Source organism: Pantoea sp. WEP (assembly GCF_041678305.1).
Classification (GTDB): domain Bacteria; phylum Pseudomonadota; class Gammaproteobacteria; order Enterobacterales; family Enterobacteriaceae; genus Pantoea; species Pantoea dispersa.
The window spans coordinates 1,466,006-1,487,517 of sequence record NZ_JBGNXB010000001.1; the positions used below are offsets into that span (position 1 = coordinate 1,466,006).

Consider the following 21,512-nt stretch of genomic DNA (forward strand, 5'->3'; position numbering starts at 1 on the left):
TTATTGGTTACCTTGCTGCAGCAGTTGGTTGACGTACGCGTCAATTTCACTGGTGGTATTTTTAATGGTTAAATCGTCGCACAGTTTAATGTGCTGTTCTAACTCTTCACAAAGCTGTTTACCCGGCAGTAAATTGAGCATGGCAAACACGCCTTTCAGGCGATGCGCTGTCTGAGCAAGCGAGGGATAGTCCTTCTCCGCCGACTCAGTATACAGTCTCTTCACATCTGGCGGTACTGTCTCCGTAAACAGCTGGAAATAGCCGCCGCTCAGCAGCGGCGTGGCAGCCTCATCGTCGTCGCTCTCCTCTATCGAATCATGAGCCAGTTGCTTCTCAATCAGGGCCAGCAGCGCATCAAGCAGCGCATTGCTGAGATTGAAATTGACCCGGAATTGCTGGTCGTTGAGGGCGTGATGCCCCATTTCGTCGCCCGCCAGCAACAGCGCCCAGCCGTGCAGGCGTGCCGGATCGTCCGTCACCAGCACATCATGCTCCTGCCCGGACAGGCGTTCGTCCGAGGTCAGGCAATTTGCCCCCCAGCTTCTCGAGGTGGCGGCAGACAATTTTGTGTACGTCTTCGACCGCGATATCCACCAGCGCCGTCACGCCTTCCAGCAGTTTCTCTTCCTGCTCGCTCTGCTGTTCCAGCGCCAGCGGCAGCTGAATGTTGTAGCGCGTGCCGATATCCGGTTTGGCGATAATCTCCAGCTGGCCGCCCATCTGTTTGCACAACTGCTTACACAGGAAAAACGCCATGCCGGACGCCTGACCGTAACGGTCCTGCGTGGTTTCGCCGAGGTAAGGGAAATCGACGTTGGCCAGCTCGTCGCCGGTCAGGCCTGAGCCGGTATCCACCAGCTGGAACAGCACGCTGTTGGCTTTGCTGTCGCTGGCTTTGATATCAAGGGAAATCTTGCCCCACTGCGTGGTGGTGAGCGCGTAGTGCATCAGCGTGGTCAGGACTTTACGCAGCGCGCGACGATCGCCAAAGCGCATCTCGTCGTTGGCCAGCTGATTGTTGACCACCAGCGTCAGTCCTTTGCGCCGCAGTAGCGGCAGGCTCTCCAGCGCAATCTCATCCAGCAGATCCTGCAGGTTAAACACGCCCGCATCCGGCGACCAGTCGTGGGCTTCCAGCCGGTTGAGCAGGACGATATCGTCCACCAGCCGCGCCAGACCCTGGCTCTCATCCAGCAGATCCAGCACGCTCTCGTCGTCATCGCGCTGGCTGAGCTGCACCAGCTGCGTCACCATGCTCTGCAGCGGACGATTAAGCGCATGGCCAAGATTCTGCATCAGCTGCTGGCGCATCTGGTGGTTGCGATCCAGCACCTGCTGCGCTTTTTGCAGCTTCTTATTCACCAGCAGCTCGCGATCCTGATCGCGCATCATAAACAGCTGGGTGTGCGGCGACAGCATGCTGCGCGCGTGGCGAATCTCATACACTTCATTATTGATGGTGGCCTGCAGCACGCCCTGATGCTGATCGGACATATTGATGATCTTCTGCAGATTGAGATGCGGCAGCAGATGCTCAGCGATTTTGTTGCTCAACAGGGTGCGATTGGTACCAAAGTCATACACCAGCAGCCCGACCGGCAGGCTGGCGACGATCTCCTCATTCAGCATACGCAGTGAATCGAGCTCGGCGCTCTGGTTCTCATTCGGTCGCAGCGACTGCTGGCGCAGCAGCGTAATGCCGGCAATAGACAGCAGGAACAGCAACAGATTGATCAGCAGCGGCCACATCAGATTGTGCAGGGTATCCATCGCCAGGCTGGCGAGCGGCACCCGGTACACCAGCTGGAGCGAGGTGCTGGGCAGCGTGGCGGCAATCTCCAGGTTCGGGTTAACCAGCGTCACCGCGGTGCTTTCGCTGCTGGCGTCATCACTGGTGGCGCTGCCGGGCTGGCTGGCATCCTGGCGCAACTGGAAGTTCTCCAGCGGCATACTGCGTGGAATCAAATCGTTAACCGGCAGATCGAACGCCACCACCGTAGCTAAATGACCTGGCTGGTTAAACGTGGTGCGCAGCGTGAAGTAGTGATCGTTCTGCCAGGCAAAGTGGCGCAGCGGCGAGAAGCTTTCGCGTTCGTCGAGCGCATTGGCCTGCTGCAGCATTTCGGCACGGCGGCTGTCCACCAGCGTATTGATCGCGCTCTCTTTATAGCGCGTCGCCATATCCTTGAGCGGCAGCGTCGAGATCATGATCAGGCTGTTGTCCTGACCATTGAGGAAGTACATCGACCATGCCGGATTTTCAGCGCCCCACAGCGTATCGAGATAATTGGACATGCGCAGCGTCATATCCAGCGTGCTGCTGTCGTGCGAGCCGAAAATCAGCGCTTCGGTCTTGCGGCGGGTTTTCTCCAGATAGTAAACGTCCGGGCGCAGGCGCGTCTCCTGCAGGCTACTGTTCGGCGTAGAACCCGCGGCGCTGGTGGCGAGATTTTCATAGATTTGCCAGGTGGCAAAGCGGTAAGCATCAATGCGTTTTTGCATCGCGCGCGCCAGGTCGGTCATGGCGTAGCGCTTTTCCATGATCCACGCATTCACACTGTTATGCACCATGGCGCCGAGCGCGAGAAACAGCACCAGGTTAAACACCACGAAAAAGCGCGTTACGTTGCCGGAGGTCAGCGGAAATTTATAAGGCAGCATAGGTGTCTCAGGATCCTGCAATTAACGCGCGACCAGCCGGGCGCTGGCGGCAACCGCCAGCAGCAGCAGGGCGATAAGTAAAAACGCGCCGCTCAGGCTGAGCCACTGGGAAATAAAGCCGATTAAAGCCGGGCCTGAAAGAATACCCGCATAGCCGAGCGTTGTCATGGCGGAAATCGCCAGATTGGCCGGCATATCCTGTTGATTACCGGCGGCATTAAACAGCATCGGCACGGTATTGGCCAGGCCAAAGCCCACCAGCAAAAAGGCCAGCAGCGCCGCCTGCGGCCACGGCAGCAGCACCGCTAACGTCATGCCGGCTGCCGCCGCCAGCGCACCGGTCAGCATCACCGGATAGCGGCCAAAGCGCTGAATCACTTTATCGCCCGTCAGACGACCCAGGGTCATGGCGATGGAGAAGATGGCGTAACCCAGGCCGGCGTGCGCCACGCTCATGCCCGGACTTTGCAGCAGCAGCAGGGCGCTCCAGTCGAGTACCGCGCCTTCCGCAAGGAACAGAATAAAGCACAGGCAACCGAGGAAGGCGACCCAGCCGCGCGGGATCACCAGCCAGGGTTGATCAGGCTGATGCAGGCGCTCCGTCATCAGCGTCGGCAGGCTGCACAGCAACAGCAGCACCATCAGCAGCATGATCACGCCCACCGCCTGCAGCGGTGTCAGACCCGCGCCAAGTAACAGGCTGACCGCGCCGGCGCCAAGAATACCGCCAAGACTGAAGAAACCGTGGAAACCGGACATCATCGGCTTGGCCGCCGCTTTCTCAACCTCAACCGCCTGCACATTCATGGCCACATCCAGCATGCCGAGACCGGCACCGAACACCATCAGCGTGGCGGCCATCAGCCACATCACATCCAGCGTCGCCAGCAGCGGCAGTACGGCCAGCACCACCAGCGTGGAGCACAGCATCACGCGGCGGCAGCCAAAGCGTGCCACCAGCGCACCGGTCACCGGCATTGCCGCCAGTGAACCAATGCCAAGACACAGCAGCAGGCCGCCCAGCGACGCGCCCGTCAGCTGGAGACGCTGGCTGGCAAACGGCACCAGCGGCGCCCAGGCAGACATGCTTAAACCGGCGATGAGAAAAACGAGGCGTGTTCCCAGATTGACACGCTGATGCAATTTGTTGGGCTGTGCGGCGTCCAGTGCTGTCATAAAGGTGTCGTTGTCATAAGTCGTTCGAGCGACGAAGTTTAGCATTAAAGCTGGCGCGGCACCGCTCAATGAAGGCGAAGAGCAGGGCAAAAATGGTCGCCAGAAACGAGCATATTACCGATCTTTTGCCAGGCGCTGCGCTTTTCCAGACATTTCCTGGATTTCATAAGCTATCTGACTGTTAGTAAACCGACAGATTCAGTGAAAATTTGGCTTAAGTTGGGGTGAAAATCGATTACTGCGGCAACGCTAACTCACTGAATAGTGGTAAAGAATATTCCGCAAACGGTTGGACAAACGCATCGGCTATATTTCCGTGCAACTTTATTGCGCCCGGAAATTAACATTGCGCAATCATGGCTAAGTAATGAACAAAAAGTGCGAAAACGAACAAATAATGGCGTCCTGAGTGGCGGTTAATTTAACCTCAGTAAACAGGTTTACATAAAATTACAGAGCGGAAGATAAATGGCAGGCAAAAAAATGCCGGACAATCATGTCCGGCGGGAATTAGGGTAAATCTCTCATTCGGGGTGAATGAAGGTAATAATGAAATAAATGATGATAGCGGGGGTAATTGTATGCGCTGAGTGGCGTTAAGTTTTATCATTCAGTGCGGCAGCTTATCTCATCTTATCCCTATGTATTTAAATGAATAAAATTCGGTTTATCAATTAGTGCGATATTTTTTGCCGATGTGTGCTGATTATTAGTTCCGCGAAATTTACATTTAGAAATAACTATTTAATACAATGAAACACTTTCGGAAATTTAGTATCATTTTCGTGATAGATTATTGCTCTCCATAAAATAACAATGGCTTGCCGGCTGAATTTTTAAGCATTCAGTTAGCAGTGGCACATATAAAAGGCACATTACAGAGGGTAATAAAATGAAACGTCGCGTTCTCTCCCTGATGATTCCTGCATTGCTGGTGGCAGGCTCAGCAAGCGCAGCTGAAATTTATAATAAAGATGGCAACAAATTAGACCTCTACGGCAAAGTAGACGGCCTGCACTATTTCTCGGACAACGATGGCCAGGACGGTGACCAGTCTTACCTGCGTTTTGGTTTTAAAGGTGAAACTCAGGTGACCGACCAGCTGACCGGCTACGGTCAGTGGGAGTACCAGGCAGCGCTGAACACCGCAGAATCGCAGGGCACCGCCAACAGCTACACCCGTGTTGGCTTCGCCGGTCTGAAATTCGGTGATGCGGGCTCGTTCGACTACGGTCGTAACTACGGCGTACTGTATGACATCGGCGCCTGGACTGACGTGCTGCCAGAGTTTGGTGGTGACACCTACGGCGCGGACAACTTCATGTTCCAGCGCAGCAACGGCCTGGCGACTTACCGCAACAGCAACTTCTTCGGCCTGGTGGATGGCTGGAACTTTGCCGTGCAGTATCAGGGCAAAAACGACAACCCAACCGAATCCTCTTCCGGTCGTGATGTCCTGGGTGAGAACGGCGACGGCTGGGGTCTGAGCACCACCTACGATCTGGGCTCCGGCTTCGGTCTGGGTGCGGCGATGTTCCAGTCTGACCGTACTAACAATCAGAACGGCAACGCGCCAGGCATTCTCGGTCGCGGTGATAAAGCCGAAGCCTACACCGGCGGTCTGAAATATGACGCTAACAACGTGTATCTGGCGGCGATGTACACCCGTTCTTACAACGCAACCCGCTTCGGCGCGGTGGATTCTGCTGCGTACGGCTATGCCAACAAAGCGGACAACTGGGAACTGGTGGCACAGTATCAGTTTGACTTCGGTCTGCGTCCGTCGCTGGCCTTCGTCTCCTCACGCGGCAGCGATATCGAAGGTTATGGCAGCCAGAACCTGAAAAAATATGTCGACGTGGGTGCGACCTATTACTTCAACAAAAACATGTCGACCTATGTTGATTACCAGATCAACCTGCTGGACGACAACAACTTCACCGATGCGGCCGGTATCAACACCGACGACATCGTTGCGCTGGGCCTGGTTTACCAGTTCTAAGCCGGAGGGCGTGGCCTGCGGGTCACGCTCTGCTCTCCAGCAGCGCGTTCAGCGCCGCCTGCAGCGTTGCCGTCACCTGCTGCGCCGCTTCCCCCATCTGAACCTGCACGATTGCGCCATCCACCAGCAACACGATCTGCCCGGTTTTATCCTGCTGCGCTGTGCTGAGTCTTTCGGCAATGGCGGCCGCCATCTCCCGCTTGTGCTGGCGAATCAGGGCGCTCGCTTCCGGCAGGGTATCAGCCAGTTCTGCCGCGCTATTAATAAACGCACAGCCGCGGAAATCCTCCTCCTGAAACCAGCTCAGTAACGCAGCCGGCAGCGCCACGTTGATGGCAGGCTGCTGCGCCAGCGCGCTGCGAAAGCCGCTCATCCAGCGCTGATGGCGCTGCTGCAGAAACGCCAGAATTAAGTCATTTTTGGCCGGAAAGTGGCGGTAGAAGGTCACTTTGGTCACGCCAGCCGCGGCAATCACTTTATCGATGCCGGTAGCACGGATGCCTTGCGCATAAAACAGCTGTTGCGCGCTGAGCAGGATGCGGTCACGCGCGCTGGCGCTGGCATCAAACAGCAGGGGTGCGAGCATAAGAAAAAATTCCTGTTTACGGGGGTAGACAGAATTGTCTACATACGGCAGGATGAATCAAGTAGACAGACCTGTCTACATCATCAGGAGATAAAAAATGCTCATCCCCCCGTTCGATCATCAAAGTGCCTTAGAAAAAGTGCGTATGGCGGAAGATGCCTGGAACAGCTGCGATCCGCAGCGCGTGTCGCAGGTTTACAGTGAAGATACCCGCTGGCGCAATCGCAGCGAATTCGTTAACGGCCGCGCGGACGTCGTGACCTTTTTGCAGCGTAAATGGGCCCGCGAGCTGGATTATCGGTTGATTAAAGAGTTGTGGGCGTGGCACCACGATAAGCTGGCGGTGCGTTTTGCCTATGAGTGGCGCGATGACAGCGGCAACTGGTTCCGCAGCTACGGCAATGAAAACTGGCACTTTGGTGCCGATGGTCTGATGATTCAGCGCTTCGCCTGCATCAACGATTTGCCGATTAGCGCTGAAGCGCGGCTGTTTCACTGGCCGGCTGGCAGACGCCCGGACGATCATCCGGGCCTGAGCGAGCTGGGTCTGTAATTTACGGCGCGTTGCGCCAGCGTCTGGCCTTTGCCGCCTGCTGCGGGGAAGTAGTAGCAGGCGGCAGGCTGCCTTCCAGCGCCACGCCCGCCAGCGTGAAGGCGGAAAAGCTCAGCCAGCGCTGCCATTTATCCTGTTGTTCTGTTGCCTTACTCATATTGCACCTCGCTGATGTTCAACCCACCATCAACGCTGCACAATTCATGCCATGCCACCGCTCTCAGCGCCACGCGCCCCGTGGCCGCTTTGTTACACTGCGCCAGCGCTGATGCGGTGCAGGATGCACGACGCTGGTGCAATGCCTTAACGTCGGCGCGACGGATAGTGCTGAATCAGGCGGTGGCGATAGTGCTGCCAGCAACGGAAGCTTCCGTAAGCAAATAACCCGGCGGTAATAGCAAGAATCATATAAATCATCTGTCGCTCCTGTAAGGATTCTCGTGCAGGAACGCAGTATGCTGTGCCAGCCAGCGATCAACTTCAAGCAGCTTTAGACGGTTTTACAAGCGAGTTATGCTTTGTAATAGGCTGTAGTAATGAGTTACAGACGAGGAATTGATGAATTTTCAGAACATTCTGCTGACAGGCATGGTAGCACTGCTGCTGAGCGGATGCGAGCAAAAACCGGCGCAGCAGGCGCTGGTGCTGGAAGGCAAAACCATGGGCACCGTGTGGCGCGTGAGTCTGGCGGGCGTGGATGCTCAGCGTAAGGCCGCGCTGCAGCAGGCGATTCAGCAGCAGCTCGATCGCGACGATGGCGAACTTTCCACCTGGAAAAAGGACTCGGTGCTGTCGCGCTTCAACCAGTATCAGGGACAGGATCCCCAGCCGGTCAGTGCCGATATGGCCGATATCGTCACCCGCGCGCTGCGCATCGGCCAGCTGACCGGCGGCGCGATGGACATTACCGTCGGACCGCTGGTGAATCTGTGGGGCTTTGGCCCGGCGCAGCAGCCGGCGCATACGCCATCGGATGCCGCTATCGCCGCCGCCAAAGCGCAGACCGGCCTGCAGCACCTGCGCGTGATTGAAACGGTGAACGGCCAGTGGCTGCAGAAAGATCTGCCTGGCCTGTATGTCGATCTCTCCACCATGGGCGAAGGCTACGCCACCGATCACCTGGCGCGGCTGATGGAGCAGCAGGGCATCACTAATTATCTGGTGTCGGTGGGCGGGGCGGTGCTGAGTCGCGGCCTGAATGCCAGCCAGCAGCCGTGGCGGGTCGCCATCCAGAAACCGACCGATCGCGAGAGCGGCGGTGGAGGCACGCGTCGATCTGCAGGGGCACGGAATCAGCACCTCCGGCAGCTATCGCAACTATTATGAACTGGATGGCAAACGCATCTCGCACGTGATCGATCCGGCCAGTGGCCGACCCATCGATCACCGGCTGGTCTCAGCCACGGTGATTGCCACCACCGCGCTGGAAGCCGACGGCTGGGACACCGGGCTGATGGTGCTCGGCACCGAGCGTGCCAAAGCGCTGGCGCTGAAACAGCATCTGGCGGTGTATCTGATTACGAAGCAGGGCGACGGCTTCAGCCACTGGATGTCGCCACAGTTCAAATCGTTTCTTATCGATCAGCCCTGACCTGACAGGAGGTAACTGTGCTGGATCTATTTAGTGAAGACGCGCCATGGCAGGAACCGCTGGCCGAGGGCGCGGTGATTCTGCGTCGCCGGGCGCGCGAGCAGGCCGATGCGCTGCTGGCGGCAATTCATGACGTCGCGGCCTTTAACCCGTTTGCCCATCGCATCACGCCGGGTGGACATCGCATGTCAGTCGCCATGACCAACTGCGGCGATTTCGGCTGGTCGACCGATTCGCGCGGTTACCAGTACACCGAACAGGATGTCAGCAGCGGCCGTAAATGGCCGCCGATGCCCGCGCTGTTCCGCACGCTGGCGCAGCAGACCGCGCAGGAGGCCGGCTTTGCCGGTTTCAATCCGGATGCCTGCCTGATTAACCGCTATGAGCCCGGTGCCAAACTGACGCTGCATCAGGATAAGGATGAGAAAGACTTACGCCAGCCGATTGTCTCGGTGTCGCTTGGCCTGCCGGCCGTTTTTCAGTTTGGCGGTTTCGAGCGCGGCGATGCGACGCAGCGCGTGCTGCTGGAGCACGGCGATATCGTGGTGTGGGGCGGTCCGTCGCGCCTGCGCTATCACGGCATTTTGCCGCTAAAAGCGGGCATCCATCCGCAGGCTGGCGCGTTCCGTTACAACCTGACATTCCGCCGCGCCCAGTAACCGTAAAACGGATGAGAATTATTCTTGCCTTCACCCGAGGCGCCATTAAACTGCAGGCTGCCTGGTTGACCTCTGGATAATTTTTAATGGCATTGCTTCAGGTTGTTTTTCGCCAGTACCGCTGGCCGTTTATTGGCGTGATTGTGCTGACGCTGCTCAGCGCCGCGCTGGGTATCGGGCTGATCGCCTACATCAATAATGAACTGATCGTGGCAGTTAATACCTCGCTCACCGTGCTGCCGGGCTTTCTCGCCCAGCTGTTTCTGCTGATGGCGGTGACGCTGGCATCGCAGCTGGCGCTGACTCAGCTCGGCCACCATTTTGTCTGGCGGCTGCGCGGTGAGTTTATCAAGCGTATTCTGGATACCCGGGTTGAACGCATTGAGCAGATTGGTAACGCTCAGCTGCTGGCCGGCCTGACCAGCGACGTGCGTGCCATCACTATCGCGTTTGTGCGCCTGCCGGAGCTGATTCAGGGCATCATTATTACGCTGGGTTCCGCGATCTATCTGGCGTGGCTGTCACCGCAAATGCTGTTGATCACCACGCTGTGGCTGGTGGTGACGCTGATCGGCGGCTGGCTGCTGGTGTCGCGTGTTTATCAGCACATGGCGAAGCTGCGCGACATCGAGGACGAGCTGTACCGCGATTTTCAGACCATCATTGAAGGGCGCAAAGAGCTGCAGCTTAACCGCGAGCGCGCCCGGCTGATTTACGACACCGTGTATCAGGAAAATGCCACGGATTATCGTCGTCACATTGTGCGCGCCGATACCTTCCATCTCAGCGCGGTGAACTGGTCAAACATTATGATGCTCGGCGCGATTGGTATTGTGTTCTTCATGGCCAACGGTCTGGGCTGGGCCAATACCGCTGTCGCCGCGACCTATTCGCTGACGCTGCTGTTCCTGCGCACGCCGCTGCTGGCGGCAGTAGGCGCGCTGCCGACGCTGCTCAGCGCACAGGTGGCGTTGCGGAAAATTAATACCTTCGATCTGGCTCCCTATAGCGCCGGTTTCAACGCGTTGCCGACGGTGAGCGACTGGCAGACGCTGGAGCTGCGCGACGTCTGTTTCCATTATGGCGAGCACGGTTTTGCCGTCGGGCCGATCAACCTGACGCTGCGCCGCGGTGAACTGGTGTTTCTGATTGGTGGTAACGGCAGCGGTAAATCCACGCTGGCGATGCTGCTGACCGGCCTGTATCAGCCGCATTCAGGCCGCCTGCTGCTGGACGGTAACGAGGTGGACTGGCATAACCTTGATGCTTATCGCCAGCACTTCTCGGCGGTGTTCACTGACGTGCACCTGTTTGACCGCCTGATTCGTCGCGGTGGTGAGCCGGCTAATCCGGCGCTGGTGCAGCAGTGGCTGGAACGGCTAAAAATGCAGGACAAGCTGAAGCTGGAAGGCAACCGGGTACTCAACCTTCAGCTGTCGAAAGGGCAGAGCAAGCGGCTTGCTCTGCTGCTGGCGGCGGCAGAGGAGCGCGATATCCTGCTGCTTGATGAGTGGGCGGCCGATCAGGACCCGCACTTCCGCCGCATCTTCTACCGCGAGCTGCTGCCGTGGCTTCAGGCGTCCGGCAAAACCGTGTTCGCCATCAGCCATGACGATCACTACTTTATTCATGCCGATCGGCTGCTGGAAATGCGCGATGGGCAGTTAAGCGAGCTGACCGGCCGCGAGCGCGAAATGGCCACGCTGGACGCCGTCAAACGCACCGATACCGGCCATTGACGGCTGGCGGCAAAGCTTAGCAAAAACCCTTATTGGGCAGGACGTTGTCAGCGGGATACAGTGAATGGCAGCAGAGATCCTCGTCTCTGCCTCCCTGGAACACTTCTGTCGTCTTGTGTTGTCACCGGCCCGGGCTCATTCCGCGCCGGTTTTTTATTGCGTGCAGGCCGGGTGAGTGAGCAGTGTGACCACGCGCGCCGGCTGCAGCCAGAAGCGTGCGTCCAGCACGGTGCTGCGGGTAAATTCCGCGCTGAAATCCTGACACAGCTGCAACCGCGCGCGCTGCTGCGGCAGGTCGATATCGATCAGCGCAGCCTGATGAAACGCCATGGGCTGATGCAGCCGCGGCCATAGCGCCTTATAAAGACTCTCTTTCAGCGAAAACAGCAGCGTTGCCGCCTGCGCAAAGGGCAGCGGCTGCCCCTCAAGCAGCGCGCGCTCCTGCGCGTTCATCAGCAGTTCCGCCGTGTCCTGCGCGGTTTCCTCTGCCATCACCTGCTCAACATCAATACCCACATACAATGCCTCGCGCGTCGCGGCCATCACCACGCAGTCATGGCTGTGCGACAGTGAAGCACGAATGCCTGCCGGCCAGCACGGTGAGCGATCCGGCGCGTTGTGCAGCACAAAATCAGTGATTCCCAGCTGCGCCAGCTGTTGCCGCACCAGCCAGCGGCTGGCGAGATATTCAATTTTGCGTTTGCTGGCTGCCTGCTGTAGCGCGGACGGCAGCGGCAATTGCCACTGCGCAGGTAAAGCGGCGTGCCACTGTCGCCGATCAAAGCGGCACCACGCCAGCGACAGCGATTCAGCGGTGTGGCCAGCGGCGGTGATAAAACCACAAGCGGGCAGCGGCAGGGATGTTTCGGCTAAGAACATAACGAGTAACGGCTGATGGAAAAGCGTGTTTTACCAGTCAGCCGCGGGCAGAGCAAGCCGAAAAGGCTGCTGCGGGTTAGCGATTTGGCGGGATAGCGAAGCTCTTCATCTGCACCACAAAATGGTGGTGGCCTTTGGTAATGCGTGCACCACGGTCACACCAGTGGCTCGCCAGGCGGAAGAAATCATCGCTGCCAATATCATACGCCAGCTCCACTTTGCTGATGCCTGAGTGCAGGAGTTCTTCCGCATCCTGCAGGTTTTTTGCTTTGATGACCATAACGAGATTCCATCAAATAAACGGGAGCTTTAGGGTAGGTGAAATCTGTGACAGTTTTGTTTCACTTTAATGAATTGCTGTCACAAATCAGTAAAAACGTGATCCCCGTCGGCTTTGCTGACTTCAGTTAAGTACCTGATTCGCAGCATGAATGAAGTGTGATGCGATATTATGCTGCAGGATTTTGCACCCTGAACAGTAAGGTCAGGGCCTGTCGCAGTGGTGACGAATAGCCGCGTCTGGCGCGGTAATGGCGCCGTCATTTTCCATCTCTATCCTTCCTGTAGTGGCTGTATTATGAAGCCCATCACACATCGATGGCCGCTTCGTTTAAGCGGGGTAAAGCGTGGGCGTAACATGCTGGTGGCTGACGAAGAGGCTAAGGAGCGAACGATGCAAAAACTGGCTGGCATAATGTTACTGGGTTGCATGAGCGTAGGCGCTGCACAGGCAGCAGATCTCAGCTTCCAGAATGCGCAGGGCAATATTGAAGTGGTGCCCGGCAAACCCACCTTTGTGCATAAACTGCACTACCGCAAACTCTATGATGAAAAGCCGTTCCCGGATGCGGTGATTTATTACTACAGCAACGGGGTGTATAAAATCCTGTCGCAGGGCGAAAATCATTATGGCCTCTACGTGATGCAGGGCAGCGTTGAGGACCAGAGTTACACCATCCGCTATATTTCAGCGCCGTCAAAAGACTGGGGCAACAAAACCGCCTTCCATCAGCTCACTTTTGTGAATGGCGCGCAGGCAAAGGTGTTTATTCAAAACGCGATTACCGATACCGGTGAGCAGATCGCCCAGCAAAACGGCGAGTTTTTGCTGCAGGATCACGATCCCGCAAACGCGGCGGCAGACCGCTGGGATGATGAATTGAAAATCCAGCGCTGACGGTCAAAGCCTTCCCTCTGCGCCGCAACCGTTACGTATCGGGTTGCGGCGCCCGATGTGCCAGCGTTAGCAAAGATTTTCCCTATCCCAGCGAGAATTTTTTCCGGCTGGCAACGCGGCCAAAACTCGATAATTATCAGGGCATGACTAAATATCGTGTAAGAGTGGGTTTTCACAACCCCTCAGCCCTGACCTTCAGGCAGCTGGATGAAATCCTGGAACCGCAACGCTTCTGGCGCAGCGACACGCGCAGCGGTACGTTTCGCTACTTCATGGAGTATGAATATGAGTCGGAAGTGCGCGATATCTGCGAAGTGTGCGAGCTGGCTTATTCGCAGGCGTGTAAGGTGAAGAAATGCCCGCTGATTCTGGTGCAACCCTGCGAGACGGAAGTCCCGCTAACGTTTAACTCCTAGACGCGTGGCAGTCCGCGCGCTGAAAACCACCGCGCTCGGGGCGCGCCGGGTTTTACCATCGCAAAGTTCAGGCAATAAAAAAAAGCAGCCGTAAAAGGCTGCTTTTCTTTGGGATTTTGGTCGGCACGAGAGGATTTGAACCTCCGACCCCTGACACCCCATGACAGTGCGCTACCAGGCTGCGCTACGTACCGAACGTGGAGGGTTATACTACTGGTTCCGTTGGCGATTGCAATATGCCGGCAGCTTAACTGCCTCATAATTAATCAGTTTGCCGTGAACCGTTTCTCTTCCGTCAGCACCTGCAACAGCAGCGCCAGCTGAGGTTTATGATCTTTCAGCTCTTTGCCCTGGGCATCGTACGCGCTGTAGTTACCGTTGTTGCTGAGCACCAGCGTCACCGTTGGCGTGGTCACCACCAGTTTGCCATCTTCACTGCTGGCGACCCAGTTATGGCTGCGCTGCGCGGCAAACAGATCTTCACCCTGTGAATAGTTAACCGGATTGGTGCGCACGTGCAGCAGGCGCTGCATCAGCGTGGTCATAACATCCTGCTGATCGGTCAGGCGATCGATGCTCTGCGCCGGGGTATTCGGCCAGTGCACCACCAGCGGTACCTGCAGCGTCGCGCGGTTGCCCGGATTATCGCTGTTGTCGAAGGTAATGGCGCGCTGCGCCGTGATCACCACCACGGTATTCTTCAGCGCATCATTCTGCTGCAGCGTATGCAGCACCGTCGCGATTTGTTCATCCACGTTTGTCGCCTGGCGCATATAGCTGCGCTGGCGCGCTTTGGTGCTGTCGCCGGTTACCGTCACGCCGTTGAGCGCGATCCATGAGAACCAGGGCGCGCCGCCTTTCTGACCATTGAGCCAGTTCTGCCACTGCGTCACCGTGGTGCTGTTAGGCTGGGTATCGGCCTGCGGCAGGCTGTAATCCGCCAGCAGCGCCTGACGGTACAGCGGCTGGCTAAAGCCATCGGAAGAGAACAGGCCGAACTGATAACCCTGGCTGTTCAGCGCGCCGAGCAGGGCAGAGGGCATGCGCGCCGCCAGCACGCCGTCCATATAGCTGGAGGAGATACCATAGAACAGGCCGAACAGGCCTTTTTCCGGCTGCAGTCCGGCGCTGTAATGCTGGGTAAAGCGCACATTTTCACTGGCGAACTGGTTAAGCGACGGCAGCGCTTTATCCACCGTGGCATTGTTCAGGCCGTCCACCGTCAGAATCAGGAGGTTGTGGCGCGTTCCGCCATCGCGGAACGTAATATCGCTGAGCGGATACTGCACCGACAGCGCTTCCGGATCGCCCTGTTGCACCAGACGGCGCTGATACTCCTGCGCATCCAGCAGGCCGTGTCGCTCCAGAAAGCGCCGTGCGGTCATCGGATAGGAGAGCGGCAGGTTGGCACGCTGCATGGTAATCGGCCGGTAGAAGTTGGCGTCCGCCCAGATATACAGCAGATGGCTGGCAAAGAAGGCGCTGATAAACAGCGCGGCCAGCGGCTTGCCAAACGAACGCCGGTTCAGGCTGCGCAGCTTTTGCCAGCTCCAGGTGGCAAACAGCATCTCAACGAGGAAAATTAGCGGTACGCTGATAAACATCAGCTGCCAGTCGCGCGCCATCTCGCTTTGATCGGGGTTGACCACCAGTTCCCACACCACCGGATTGAGGTGCAGATGGAAACGGTTGAACACCGCGCTGTCGACCATAATCAGCGTCAGCCCGGCCGTGGCGACCACGGCGGAGAGCACGCGCAGCAACCGCTGCGACATGGCGACAAACGTTAGTGGGAAGATAATCAGCAGATAAGCGGCAAACACGATAAAGCTGAAATGGCCAATCCAGCTGGTAAACGCATAAATACGGCCGGCGAGGGAAGAGGGCCAGTCGGCGACCAACAGGTAGCGGCTGCCTAAAATAAGCGCAAACAGAATATTAAACAGGGCAAACCAGTGCCCCCAGCTGATCATCTGGGAGACTTTTTCACGGTAGCGCTGCCGGTTGGTTACCATATTTATGAGGTCAAATCTGCAATTTAGTGGGCGTTGTCATCGCGCACGGAAGACTGCAGCGCTTCCGCAAACGAGCGGGCGAGGCTGCGGCGCTGGGCCGGTGCGATGTCGGTGTTGATCAAATTGGTCACCATGTTCCCCAACACCATCAGGGAAAGATCGGTTGGCGCTTTGTCTTTTTCAAGAACCTGCGCCAGCTGCGCGAGAAGCTGTTCGACGCGCGCGTCGCTGTAACGGGATGATTGTGGCATATCGTCGACTAATCAAGTGTGAAAACGCGGTATATTACCGTAACAACGCACTTTTTTCCGCAATTTTATCGCAAGCAGAACGATCAGTTTGTGCGCGCAGTTGAAAGCGGCTGCGGGCGGTGTTTGAATACGCGCCTGAGCCAAAAGGAGAGTCTACCATGAGTCTGGATATCGACCAGATTGCCCTGCATCAGTTAGTCAAACGTGATGAAAACCAGCTGGAACTGGTGCTGCGCGATACCCTGTTACCTGCCACGCAGGCGGTGGAAGAGATGGCGGAAGAGTTACACCGCGTCTATAGCGCCAAAAGCAAAGCTTACGGCCTGTTTAATGAAGACAGCGAGCTGGCGGAAGCGCTGCGCAACTGCCGCAAAGGGCAGGATGACTTCCTGGCGTTCAGCCGTGCGGCTACCGGACGCCTGCGCGACGAGCTGAGCAAATACCCGTTCGCCGAAGGCGGCGTGGTGCTGTTTCTGCACTATCGCTATCTGGCGGTGGAGTATCTGCTGGTGGCGGTGCTGAACAGCCAGTCGAGCATGCGCGTTAACGAGCAGCTCGACATCAGCAGCACGCACTATCTGGACATCAATCATGCCGATATCGTGGCGCGTATCGATCTCACCGAGTGGGAAACCAACCCGGAATCCACGCGCTACCTGACCTTCCTGCGCGGACGCGTGGGGCGCAAAGTGGCCGATTTCTTCATGGATTTCCTCGGCGCCAGCGTCGGACTGGACACCAAAGCACAGAACCGCGGGCTGCTGCAGGCGGTAGATGATTACTGTGCCGAGTCCAGCCTCGATAAAAATGAGCGCCAGAACTATCGCCAACAGGTCTACAGCTACTGCAATGAACAGCTGCAGGCGGGCGAGGAGATTGCGCTGGAAGATCTCTCCAGCGAGCTGCCGCCGCTGGGCGAAAAAACCTTTCAGGCGTTTACCCAGGAACAGGGTTATGAGCTGGAAGAGCATTTCCCGGCCGACCGCAGCACCCTGCGTCAGCTGACGAAATTTGCCGGTAGCGGCGGGGGATTAACGCTTAACTTTGATGCCATGCTGCTGGGCGAGCGCATTTTCTGGGATCCGGCCACTGATACGCTGACCATCAAAGGCACGCCGCCGAATCTGCGCGATCAGCTGCAGCGTCGTACCGGCGGTCAGTGATCGCCCGATTTGCGCCATAAAAAAACGCCGCAGATGCGGCGTTTTTTCGTCAACCCGTTAGCGATTAAGCGCGAACGAAGTCGATGTGGTGCAGTTTTGGCTTGAACGGGTGACGCTGAACAGCCTGAACTTTAACTTTGGTTTCTTTACCGTCAACAACCAGAGTCAGCACGTCGCTGTAGAACTCAGGCTTAGCCTGCATGTTCATCACAGCGTCGTGGTCCAGTTCGATAGAAACCGCAGCGTCTTTACCGCCATAGATGATGGCCGGGAATTTGTTCGCTGCGCGCAGGCGGCGGCTCGCACCCTTACCCTGCTCTTTACGTACTTCTGCATTAATGGTGAACATCTTAAGATCTCTTCTATAGTTCCTGCTACAGGCGACCCAGCAACAGGACGGTTATTCAATACGCTTTTACGGATGCAAAAGCGGGCGGCATTATAGCCGGATTGCCACAGCGGGGCAAATGATTCCGCCGCTTAGCGCAGCTCGTTGGCGCGGCGATAGCGTCCCTGATAATCGAACATTTTTTCCCGCACCTGCCAGAAGTGGCCTTTGGCGCGCGCCACCACAAAATCGGGATGGCGCAGCAGCGGCTGCAACGCCACCACATCGGCGGCGGTCTGCCAGCCGAGCTCCACGCCGGGCGCACGCTGATGTGGCCGCATAAACAGCTGCTCAAAGGCGGTGCGCTGCGCCGGAGTGCGCAGGCGAAAGCGCTCGCTGACGCTGGTGCCATCCTCATCAAAATAGGTGGCTTGCAGCCATTCGCCTTTATCATCGCGTCCGTGCGCCAGCGTCATACCACTGCAGCGCAGTACGCGCGCGTCTTTCAGCTTCAGCGCCGCTTTCAGCATATCATCGGGGTCGACCAGCACCTTGTCGCACTGCTGGCAGCGGCGCGCGGCGATATCATTTTCTGCACCGCAGTCCGGGCAGCTTTTAAAGCGGAAACGGTAGTCGCACTGCGCGCGATTGCCCTCGTCATCGTCGAGCACGCCCTGACAGCGGCGGCCAAAGTGCTCAATGACGTGGCCATCTTCGGTCGCCTTGCCCCAGAAGGTGTTGGCAAAGCCGCAGGCCGGACAAAACACCTGCACCGGCTGGTTATCGCTGGCGCCTTTCGGCGCGCCGACTTCGGGCGTAAAGAGATCGTGCGGGTTTCCGGCGTAATCAAGGATCAGGCAGTCGGTTTTGCCTGGTGCCAGCCGCAACCCGCGACCGACAATTTGCTGATACAGGCTGACCGATTCGGTCGGGCGCAGAATGGCGATCAAATCGACGTGGGGCGCGTCGAAGCCGGTGGTCAGCACCGCCACGTTAACCAGAAACTTAAGCTGCTGCGCTTTGAACTGCTGAATCAGCCGGTCACGCTCTTTCACCGGGGTTTCCGCCGACACCAGCGCACTGTTTTCCGGCAGCAGGCTGAGAATTTCCCGCGCGTGTTCAACGGTTGCGGCAAACACCATCACACCGCGGCGCGTCTCAGCGAACTCGATGATCTGTCGCATGATCTGCGGCGTGACGCGCTGCTGCTGTTTCAGTTCGCGGTTAAGATCGGCCTCACTGAACAGGCCATTATTCTGCGGGATCAGCCGACTGAAATCGTACTGCACCACCGGCATATCCAGCCGCTCGGGTGGCACCAGAAACCCATGTTTGATCATATAGCGCAGCGGCAATTCGTAGATGCAGTCGCGGAACAGCGCATTATCATCGCCGCGCACCATGCCGTGATAGTGGTACTGGTAAATCCAGCCTTTGCCCAGGCGGAATGGCGTGGCGGTCAGCCCCAGCAGACGCAGCTGCGGATTGTACTGGCGCAGATGGGCAAACAGCTGCTGATACTGGCTCTCCTCGTTGTCGCTGATGCGATGGCACTCATCGACGATCACCAGCGAAAAGGCGCTGTCAAAACTGGCCAGATTGCGCGCCACTGATTGCACGCTGCCGAATACCACTTTACCGTCGCTCTGCTTGCGCTGCAGGCCCGCGGCGAAGATGTCCGCCTGCAGGCCATACGCCTGATATTTACTGTGGTTCTGCTCCACCAGTTCTTTGACGTGAGCCAGCACCAGCACGCGACCGCGCGCCAGCCGCGCCAGTTCGGCGATCACCAGGCTTTTGCCGGCGCCGGTCGGCAGCACAATCACCGCTGGCGTGGCGTGGCGGCGAAAATGGGCAACGGTGGCATCAACGGCTTCTTGCTGATAGGGGCGCAGGGTAAACGACATGGGAACCGGCTTTTTCTGGAACGGACGCGCATTATGCCATGAAAGTGGCTGAAACGCAGGATCGGCACTATTAGCAGGCGAAGGTTCAGGCTATACTGCCCACACTTTTTCAACGGTTAACCCTGCGCTCAATTATGCCGTGGCCGCCGCGCTACGCTGTAAATGATTTACCGGGCAAACGCCGTTTCAGTTCCCCTCCGCAGTAACAGGCAAAAAAGCGAATTCATGCGACTCGACAAATTCATATCTCAGCAACTGGAAGTTAGCCGTGCCATCGCCGGCCGTGAAATACGTGGCAGAAAGATCACCATCAATGGCGAAGTGGTGCGCGACACCGCGTATAAAGTCCTGCCGGACGATGCCGTAGAGTACGACGGCAATCCGCTGACGGTGCAGCAGGGCCCGCGCTATTTCATGCTGAATAAACCACAGGGCTATGTCTGCTCCACCGACGATCCGGATCATCCCACCATTCTCTATTTCATTGAGGAGCCGGCGGCGTTCAAACTGCACGCGGCAGGGCGGCTGGATATTGATACCACCGGGCTGGTGCTGCTGACCGATGATGGTCAGTGGTCGCATCGCATTACCTCTCCGCGCCATCACCTGGAGAAAACCTACCTGGTGGAACTGGAGCAGCCGCTTGATGCGGGGCTGATCGAAAAATTTGCTGCCGGTATTCAGCTGCACAACGAGAAAGATCTGACCAAACCGGCGCAGCTGGAAATCCTCGATGAGAAAGCCGCGCGCCTCACCCTCAGTGAAGGGCGCTATCACCAGGTGAAACGTATGTTTGCGGCGATGGGCAACCACGTCACGGCGCTGCATCGTGAAAGCATCGGTGAGATTGTGCTGGATGAGGAGCTCGGTGAAGGCGAATACCGTGAACTGACCGAGGCGGAAATCAATAGCATCGGCCTGCCGGACGAACTGAAACAGCGCAAATAGCGGGAGACAGCGGTGCGTAAGGAAAAAAATTCACCGGTGGGATTAGTGGTGATTCTGGGATTGCTGGCCATGCTGATGCCGCTCTCCATTGATATGTATCTGCCGGCGATGCCGCAAATCGCCCGTGAATTCGCGGTGTCGGCCGGCAGCGTACAGATGACGCTGAATCTCTACATCCTCGGCTTCGCCATTGGTCAGCTGGTGTATGGCCCGCTGGCGGACAGCTACGGACGTAAACCGGTGATTGTGCTTGGCACGCTGATTTTTGCCTGCGCGGCGGCAGCCTGTGCGCTGTCGCAATCCATTGACCAGCTGATTCTGATGCGTTTCCTGCACGGGCTCTCCGCCGCCGCGGCCAGCGTGGTAATTAACGCCCTGATGCGCGACAGTTATTCGAAAGAAGATTTCTCGCGCATGATGTCGTTTGTCATGCTGATCACCACCATTGCGCCGCTGCTGGCCCCGATCATCGGCGGCTGGCTGCTGCTGCTGTGGAACTGGCACGCCATCTTCTGGACGCTGGCATTGGCCGCGCTGATTACCACCGTGCTGGTGGTAACGCAGATCCGCGAAACGCTTAAGCCCGAGCAGCGGCAGCGTTTTCACCTGCGCACCACGCTGAGCAATTTTGTCGCGCTGGTGCGGCACAAACGCGCCTTCAGCTATATGCTGGCAAGCGGCTTCTCGTTTGCCGGGCTGTTTACCTTTCTTAACGCCGGGCCGTTTGTTTACATTGAAGTGAACCACGTGTCGCCGCAGAATTTCGGCTACTACTTTGGCCTCAACGTAGTATTCCTGTTTGTCATGACGCTGATTAACAGCCGCGCGGTGCGCCGTTTCGGACCGCTGGCGATGTTCCGCCTCGGTCTGCTGATTCAGTTTGCTATGGGCATCTGGCTGCTGATTGTCAGCGCGCTCAACCTCGGTTTCCTGCCGCTGGTGTTTGGCGTGGCAATGTTTATTGGCTGCGTATCGACCGTCTCCTCCAATGCGATGGCGGTGATCCTTGACGAATTTCCCCATATGGCCGGCACCGCATCCTCGCTGGCCGGTACGCTGCGCTTTGGCGTCGGTGCGCTGGTTGGCGCGCTACTGTCGCTGGTCAGCGTCAACAGCGCCTGGCCGATGGTCGCCACCATCGCGCTGTGCGCTACCGTCTCAATCGTGCTGTTCAGCTACGCCGCCCGTCCGCGCCACACCGCGTGATGGCGGCGGGTCGATCTTTAGCCCGCTGTTATTTCACCTCCTGATTTGCTCCTCTCCGCACTCTCGCTCTGCTTAATGTTTCCATATTGTGAAAATTTATTGATAAAAAAGTAACGACATTGCGTCTAAAATGATTGTTAAGCGCCGCGTAACGCGGTAAACATAGGCATAAATGCGAGAAAGCTCGCAAATAATAAAGTTGCATCACGCTTTGTGCTTAAAACGAGAAGGCTATCCTTGACGTCCGTATGCTG

General features: G+C 57.3%; 18 protein-coding genes, 1 tRNA gene and 2 pseudogenes. 10 read left to right on the plus strand and 11 right to left on the minus strand.

Going from position 1 to position 21,512, the window contains the following annotated elements:
• Together rcsD and ABVR31_RS06715 are read right to left on the minus strand one after the other, a co-directional pair.
• Window positions 1-2,659 (minus strand): annotated as a pseudogene (gene rcsD, locus ABVR31_RS06710) (phosphotransferase RcsD).
• A gap of 24 nt (window positions 2,660-2,683) precedes the next feature.
• Window positions 2,684-3,838: an MFS transporter gene (locus ABVR31_RS06715; protein WP_372772193.1), complete on the minus strand. Its 1,155-nt coding sequence runs from the start codon at window positions 3,836-3,838 to the stop codon at window positions 2,684-2,686.
• Window positions 3,839-4,730: 892 nt separating this feature from the next.
• Here ABVR31_RS06715 and ompC point away from each other — a divergent pair.
• A complete protein-coding gene (gene ompC, locus ABVR31_RS06720) occupies window positions 4,731-5,840 on the plus strand; it encodes a porin OmpC (RefSeq protein WP_031280043.1) in 1,110 nt (369 codons plus the stop codon).
• Window positions 5,841-5,862: 22 nt separating this feature from the next.
• Here the strand turns inward: ompC and ABVR31_RS06725 are convergent, their stop codons facing one another.
• A complete protein-coding gene (locus ABVR31_RS06725; protein WP_058769916.1) occupies window positions 5,863-6,426 on the minus strand; it encodes a TetR/AcrR family transcriptional regulator in 564 nt (187 codons plus the stop codon).
• 97 nt (window positions 6,427-6,523) lie between these two features.
• Between ABVR31_RS06725 and ABVR31_RS06730 the strand changes: the two genes are divergently transcribed.
• Window positions 6,524-6,979, plus strand: a complete 456-nt coding sequence (locus tag ABVR31_RS06730) for a nuclear transport factor 2 family protein (protein ID WP_058758444.1) — start codon at window positions 6,524-6,526, stop codon at window positions 6,977-6,979.
• 1 nt (window position 6,980) lies between these two features.
• On the opposite strand, the gene ABVR31_RS06735 is transcribed toward ABVR31_RS06730, so the two are convergent.
• Entirely contained in the window at window positions 6,981-7,136 is a 156-nt protein-coding gene (locus tag ABVR31_RS06735) for a hypothetical protein (RefSeq protein WP_164861051.1), read from the minus strand.
• 401 nt (window positions 7,137-7,537) lie between these two features.
• On the opposite strand from ABVR31_RS06735, the pseudogene apbE reads away from it, so the two are divergent.
• The 3 genes and pseudogenes from apbE to ABVR31_RS06750 all read left to right on the plus strand — a co-directional run bounded on the left by apbE (window position 7,538) and on the right by ABVR31_RS06750 (window position 10,968).
• Window positions 7,538-8,570 (plus strand): annotated as a pseudogene (apbE, locus tag ABVR31_RS06740) (FAD:protein FMN transferase ApbE).
• A 17-nt stretch (window positions 8,571-8,587) separates the two neighbouring features.
• Complete coding sequence (gene alkB, locus ABVR31_RS06745) at window positions 8,588-9,229, plus strand: DNA oxidative demethylase AlkB (protein WP_058758445.1); 642 nt, start codon at window positions 8,588-8,590, stop codon at window positions 9,227-9,229.
• A gap of 86 nt (window positions 9,230-9,315) precedes the next feature.
• Window positions 9,316-10,968: a multidrug ABC transporter permease/ATP-binding protein gene (locus tag ABVR31_RS06750; protein ID WP_058769919.1), complete on the plus strand. Its 1,653-nt coding sequence runs from the start codon at window positions 9,316-9,318 to the stop codon at window positions 10,966-10,968.
• Window positions 10,969-11,121: 153 nt separating this feature from the next.
• Here ABVR31_RS06750 and ABVR31_RS06755 read toward each other — a convergent pair whose 3' ends face one another.
• Both ABVR31_RS06755 and ABVR31_RS06760 read right to left on the minus strand, forming a co-directional pair.
• Window positions 11,122-11,847, minus strand: coding sequence for a 4'-phosphopantetheinyl transferase (locus tag ABVR31_RS06755; RefSeq protein ID WP_372772196.1), 726 nt, complete (start codon window positions 11,845-11,847; stop codon window positions 11,122-11,124).
• Between the two features lie 76 nt (window positions 11,848-11,923).
• Window positions 11,924-12,127, minus strand: coding sequence for a hypothetical protein (locus ABVR31_RS06760; RefSeq protein WP_010618078.1), 204 nt, complete (start codon window positions 12,125-12,127; stop codon window positions 11,924-11,926).
• A gap of 393 nt (window positions 12,128-12,520) precedes the next feature.
• Here ABVR31_RS06760 and ABVR31_RS06765 point away from each other — a divergent pair, with 393 nt between their 5' ends.
• Window positions 12,521-13,024 (plus strand): hypothetical protein, encoded by a 504-nt coding sequence (locus tag ABVR31_RS06765; RefSeq protein WP_058775796.1) that lies wholly within the window; start codon window positions 12,521-12,523, stop codon window positions 13,022-13,024.
• 143 nt (window positions 13,025-13,167) lie between these two features.
• Window positions 13,168-13,440 carry a hypothetical protein gene (locus ABVR31_RS06770; RefSeq protein ID WP_372772198.1) on the plus strand — a complete coding sequence of 91 codons (273 nt, stop codon included), beginning with the start codon at window positions 13,168-13,170 and terminating at the stop codon, window positions 13,438-13,440.
• 117 nt (window positions 13,441-13,557) lie between these two features.
• On the opposite strand, the gene ABVR31_RS06775 is transcribed toward ABVR31_RS06770, so the two are convergent.
• The 3 genes from ABVR31_RS06775 to ABVR31_RS06785 form a co-directional block, all read right to left on the minus strand.
• Window positions 13,558-13,634: transfer RNA gene (locus tag ABVR31_RS06775), tRNA-Pro, on the minus strand.
• Window positions 13,635-13,706: 72 nt separating this feature from the next.
• A complete protein-coding gene (gene yejM, locus ABVR31_RS06780; RefSeq protein ID WP_159378539.1) occupies window positions 13,707-15,455 on the minus strand; it encodes an LPS biosynthesis-modulating metalloenzyme YejM in 1,749 nt (582 codons plus the stop codon).
• A 23-nt stretch (window positions 15,456-15,478) separates the two neighbouring features.
• Window positions 15,479-15,706: a YejL family protein gene (locus tag ABVR31_RS06785; protein WP_021509249.1), complete on the minus strand. Its 228-nt coding sequence runs from the start codon at window positions 15,704-15,706 to the stop codon at window positions 15,479-15,481.
• Between the two features lie 158 nt (window positions 15,707-15,864).
• Here ABVR31_RS06785 and yejK point away from each other — a divergent pair, with 158 nt between their 5' ends.
• Window positions 15,865-16,869: a nucleoid-associated protein YejK gene (gene yejK / locus ABVR31_RS06790; RefSeq protein ID WP_021509250.1), complete on the plus strand. Its 1,005-nt coding sequence runs from the start codon at window positions 15,865-15,867 to the stop codon at window positions 16,867-16,869.
• A 64-nt stretch (window positions 16,870-16,933) separates the two neighbouring features.
• Here yejK and rplY read toward each other — a convergent pair whose 3' ends face one another.
• Window positions 16,934-17,218, minus strand: coding sequence for a 50S ribosomal protein L25 (rplY, locus tag ABVR31_RS06795; RefSeq protein ID WP_010618083.1), 285 nt, complete (start codon window positions 17,216-17,218; stop codon window positions 16,934-16,936).
• Between the two features lie 131 nt (window positions 17,219-17,349).
• The gene (locus ABVR31_RS06800) at window positions 17,350-19,104 is read right to left on the minus strand and encodes a DEAD/DEAH box helicase (protein ID WP_372772201.1); all 1,755 of its coding nucleotides are present in this window, start codon (window positions 19,102-19,104) and stop codon (window positions 17,350-17,352) included.
• 225 nt (window positions 19,105-19,329) lie between these two features.
• Between ABVR31_RS06800 and rsuA the strand changes: the two genes are divergently transcribed.
• Complete coding sequence (gene rsuA, locus ABVR31_RS06805) at window positions 19,330-20,052, plus strand: 16S rRNA pseudouridine(516) synthase RsuA (protein WP_021509252.1); 723 nt, start codon at window positions 19,330-19,332, stop codon at window positions 20,050-20,052.
• A 12-nt stretch (window positions 20,053-20,064) separates the two neighbouring features.
• Window positions 20,065-21,258, plus strand: a complete 1,194-nt coding sequence (locus ABVR31_RS06810; RefSeq protein ID WP_021509253.1) for a Bcr/CflA family multidrug efflux MFS transporter — start codon at window positions 20,065-20,067, stop codon at window positions 21,256-21,258.
• The last annotated feature ends 254 nt before the right edge of the window (window positions 21,259-21,512 follow it).

Bases quoted from the DNA above. Each gene is read 5' to 3' on its own strand.
- ABVR31_RS06715 (WP_372772193.1), bottom strand. From the start codon at position 3,838: ATGACAGCACTGGACGCCGCACAGCCCAACAAATTGCATCAGCGTGTC.
- ompC (WP_031280043.1), top strand. From the start codon at position 4,731: ATGAAACGTCGCGTTCTCTCCCTGATGATTCCTGCATTGCTGGTGGCA.
- ABVR31_RS06725 (WP_058769916.1), bottom strand. From the start codon at position 6,426: ATGCTCGCACCCCTGCTGTTTGATGCCAGCGCCAGCGCGCGTGACCGC.
- ABVR31_RS06730 (WP_058758444.1), top strand. From the start codon at position 6,524: ATGCTCATCCCCCCGTTCGATCATCAAAGTGCCTTAGAAAAAGTGCGT.
- ABVR31_RS06735 (WP_164861051.1), bottom strand. From the start codon at position 7,136: ATGAGTAAGGCAACAGAACAACAGGATAAATGGCAGCGCTGGCTGAGC.
- ABVR31_RS06750 (WP_058769919.1), top strand. From the start codon at position 9,316: ATGGCATTGCTTCAGGTTGTTTTTCGCCAGTACCGCTGGCCGTTTATT.
- ABVR31_RS06755 (WP_372772196.1), bottom strand. From the start codon at position 11,847: ATGTTCTTAGCCGAAACATCCCTGCCGCTGCCCGCTTGTGGTTTTATC.
- ABVR31_RS06760 (WP_010618078.1), bottom strand. From the start codon at position 12,127: ATGGTCATCAAAGCAAAAAACCTGCAGGATGCGGAAGAACTCCTGCAC.
- ABVR31_RS06765 (WP_058775796.1), top strand. From the start codon at position 12,521: ATGCAAAAACTGGCTGGCATAATGTTACTGGGTTGCATGAGCGTAGGC.
- ABVR31_RS06770 (WP_372772198.1), top strand. From the start codon at position 13,168: ATGACTAAATATCGTGTAAGAGTGGGTTTTCACAACCCCTCAGCCCTG.
- yejM (WP_159378539.1), bottom strand. From the start codon at position 15,455: ATGGTAACCAACCGGCAGCGCTACCGTGAAAAAGTCTCCCAGATGATC.
- ABVR31_RS06785 (WP_021509249.1), bottom strand. From the start codon at position 15,706: ATGCCACAATCATCCCGTTACAGCGACGCGCGCGTCGAACAGCTTCTC.
- yejK (WP_021509250.1), top strand. From the start codon at position 15,865: ATGAGTCTGGATATCGACCAGATTGCCCTGCATCAGTTAGTCAAACGT.
- rplY (WP_010618083.1), bottom strand. From the start codon at position 17,218: ATGTTCACCATTAATGCAGAAGTACGTAAAGAGCAGGGTAAGGGTGCG.
- ABVR31_RS06800 (WP_372772201.1), bottom strand. From the start codon at position 19,104: ATGTCGTTTACCCTGCGCCCCTATCAGCAAGAAGCCGTTGATGCCACC.
- rsuA (WP_021509252.1), top strand. From the start codon at position 19,330: ATGCGACTCGACAAATTCATATCTCAGCAACTGGAAGTTAGCCGTGCC.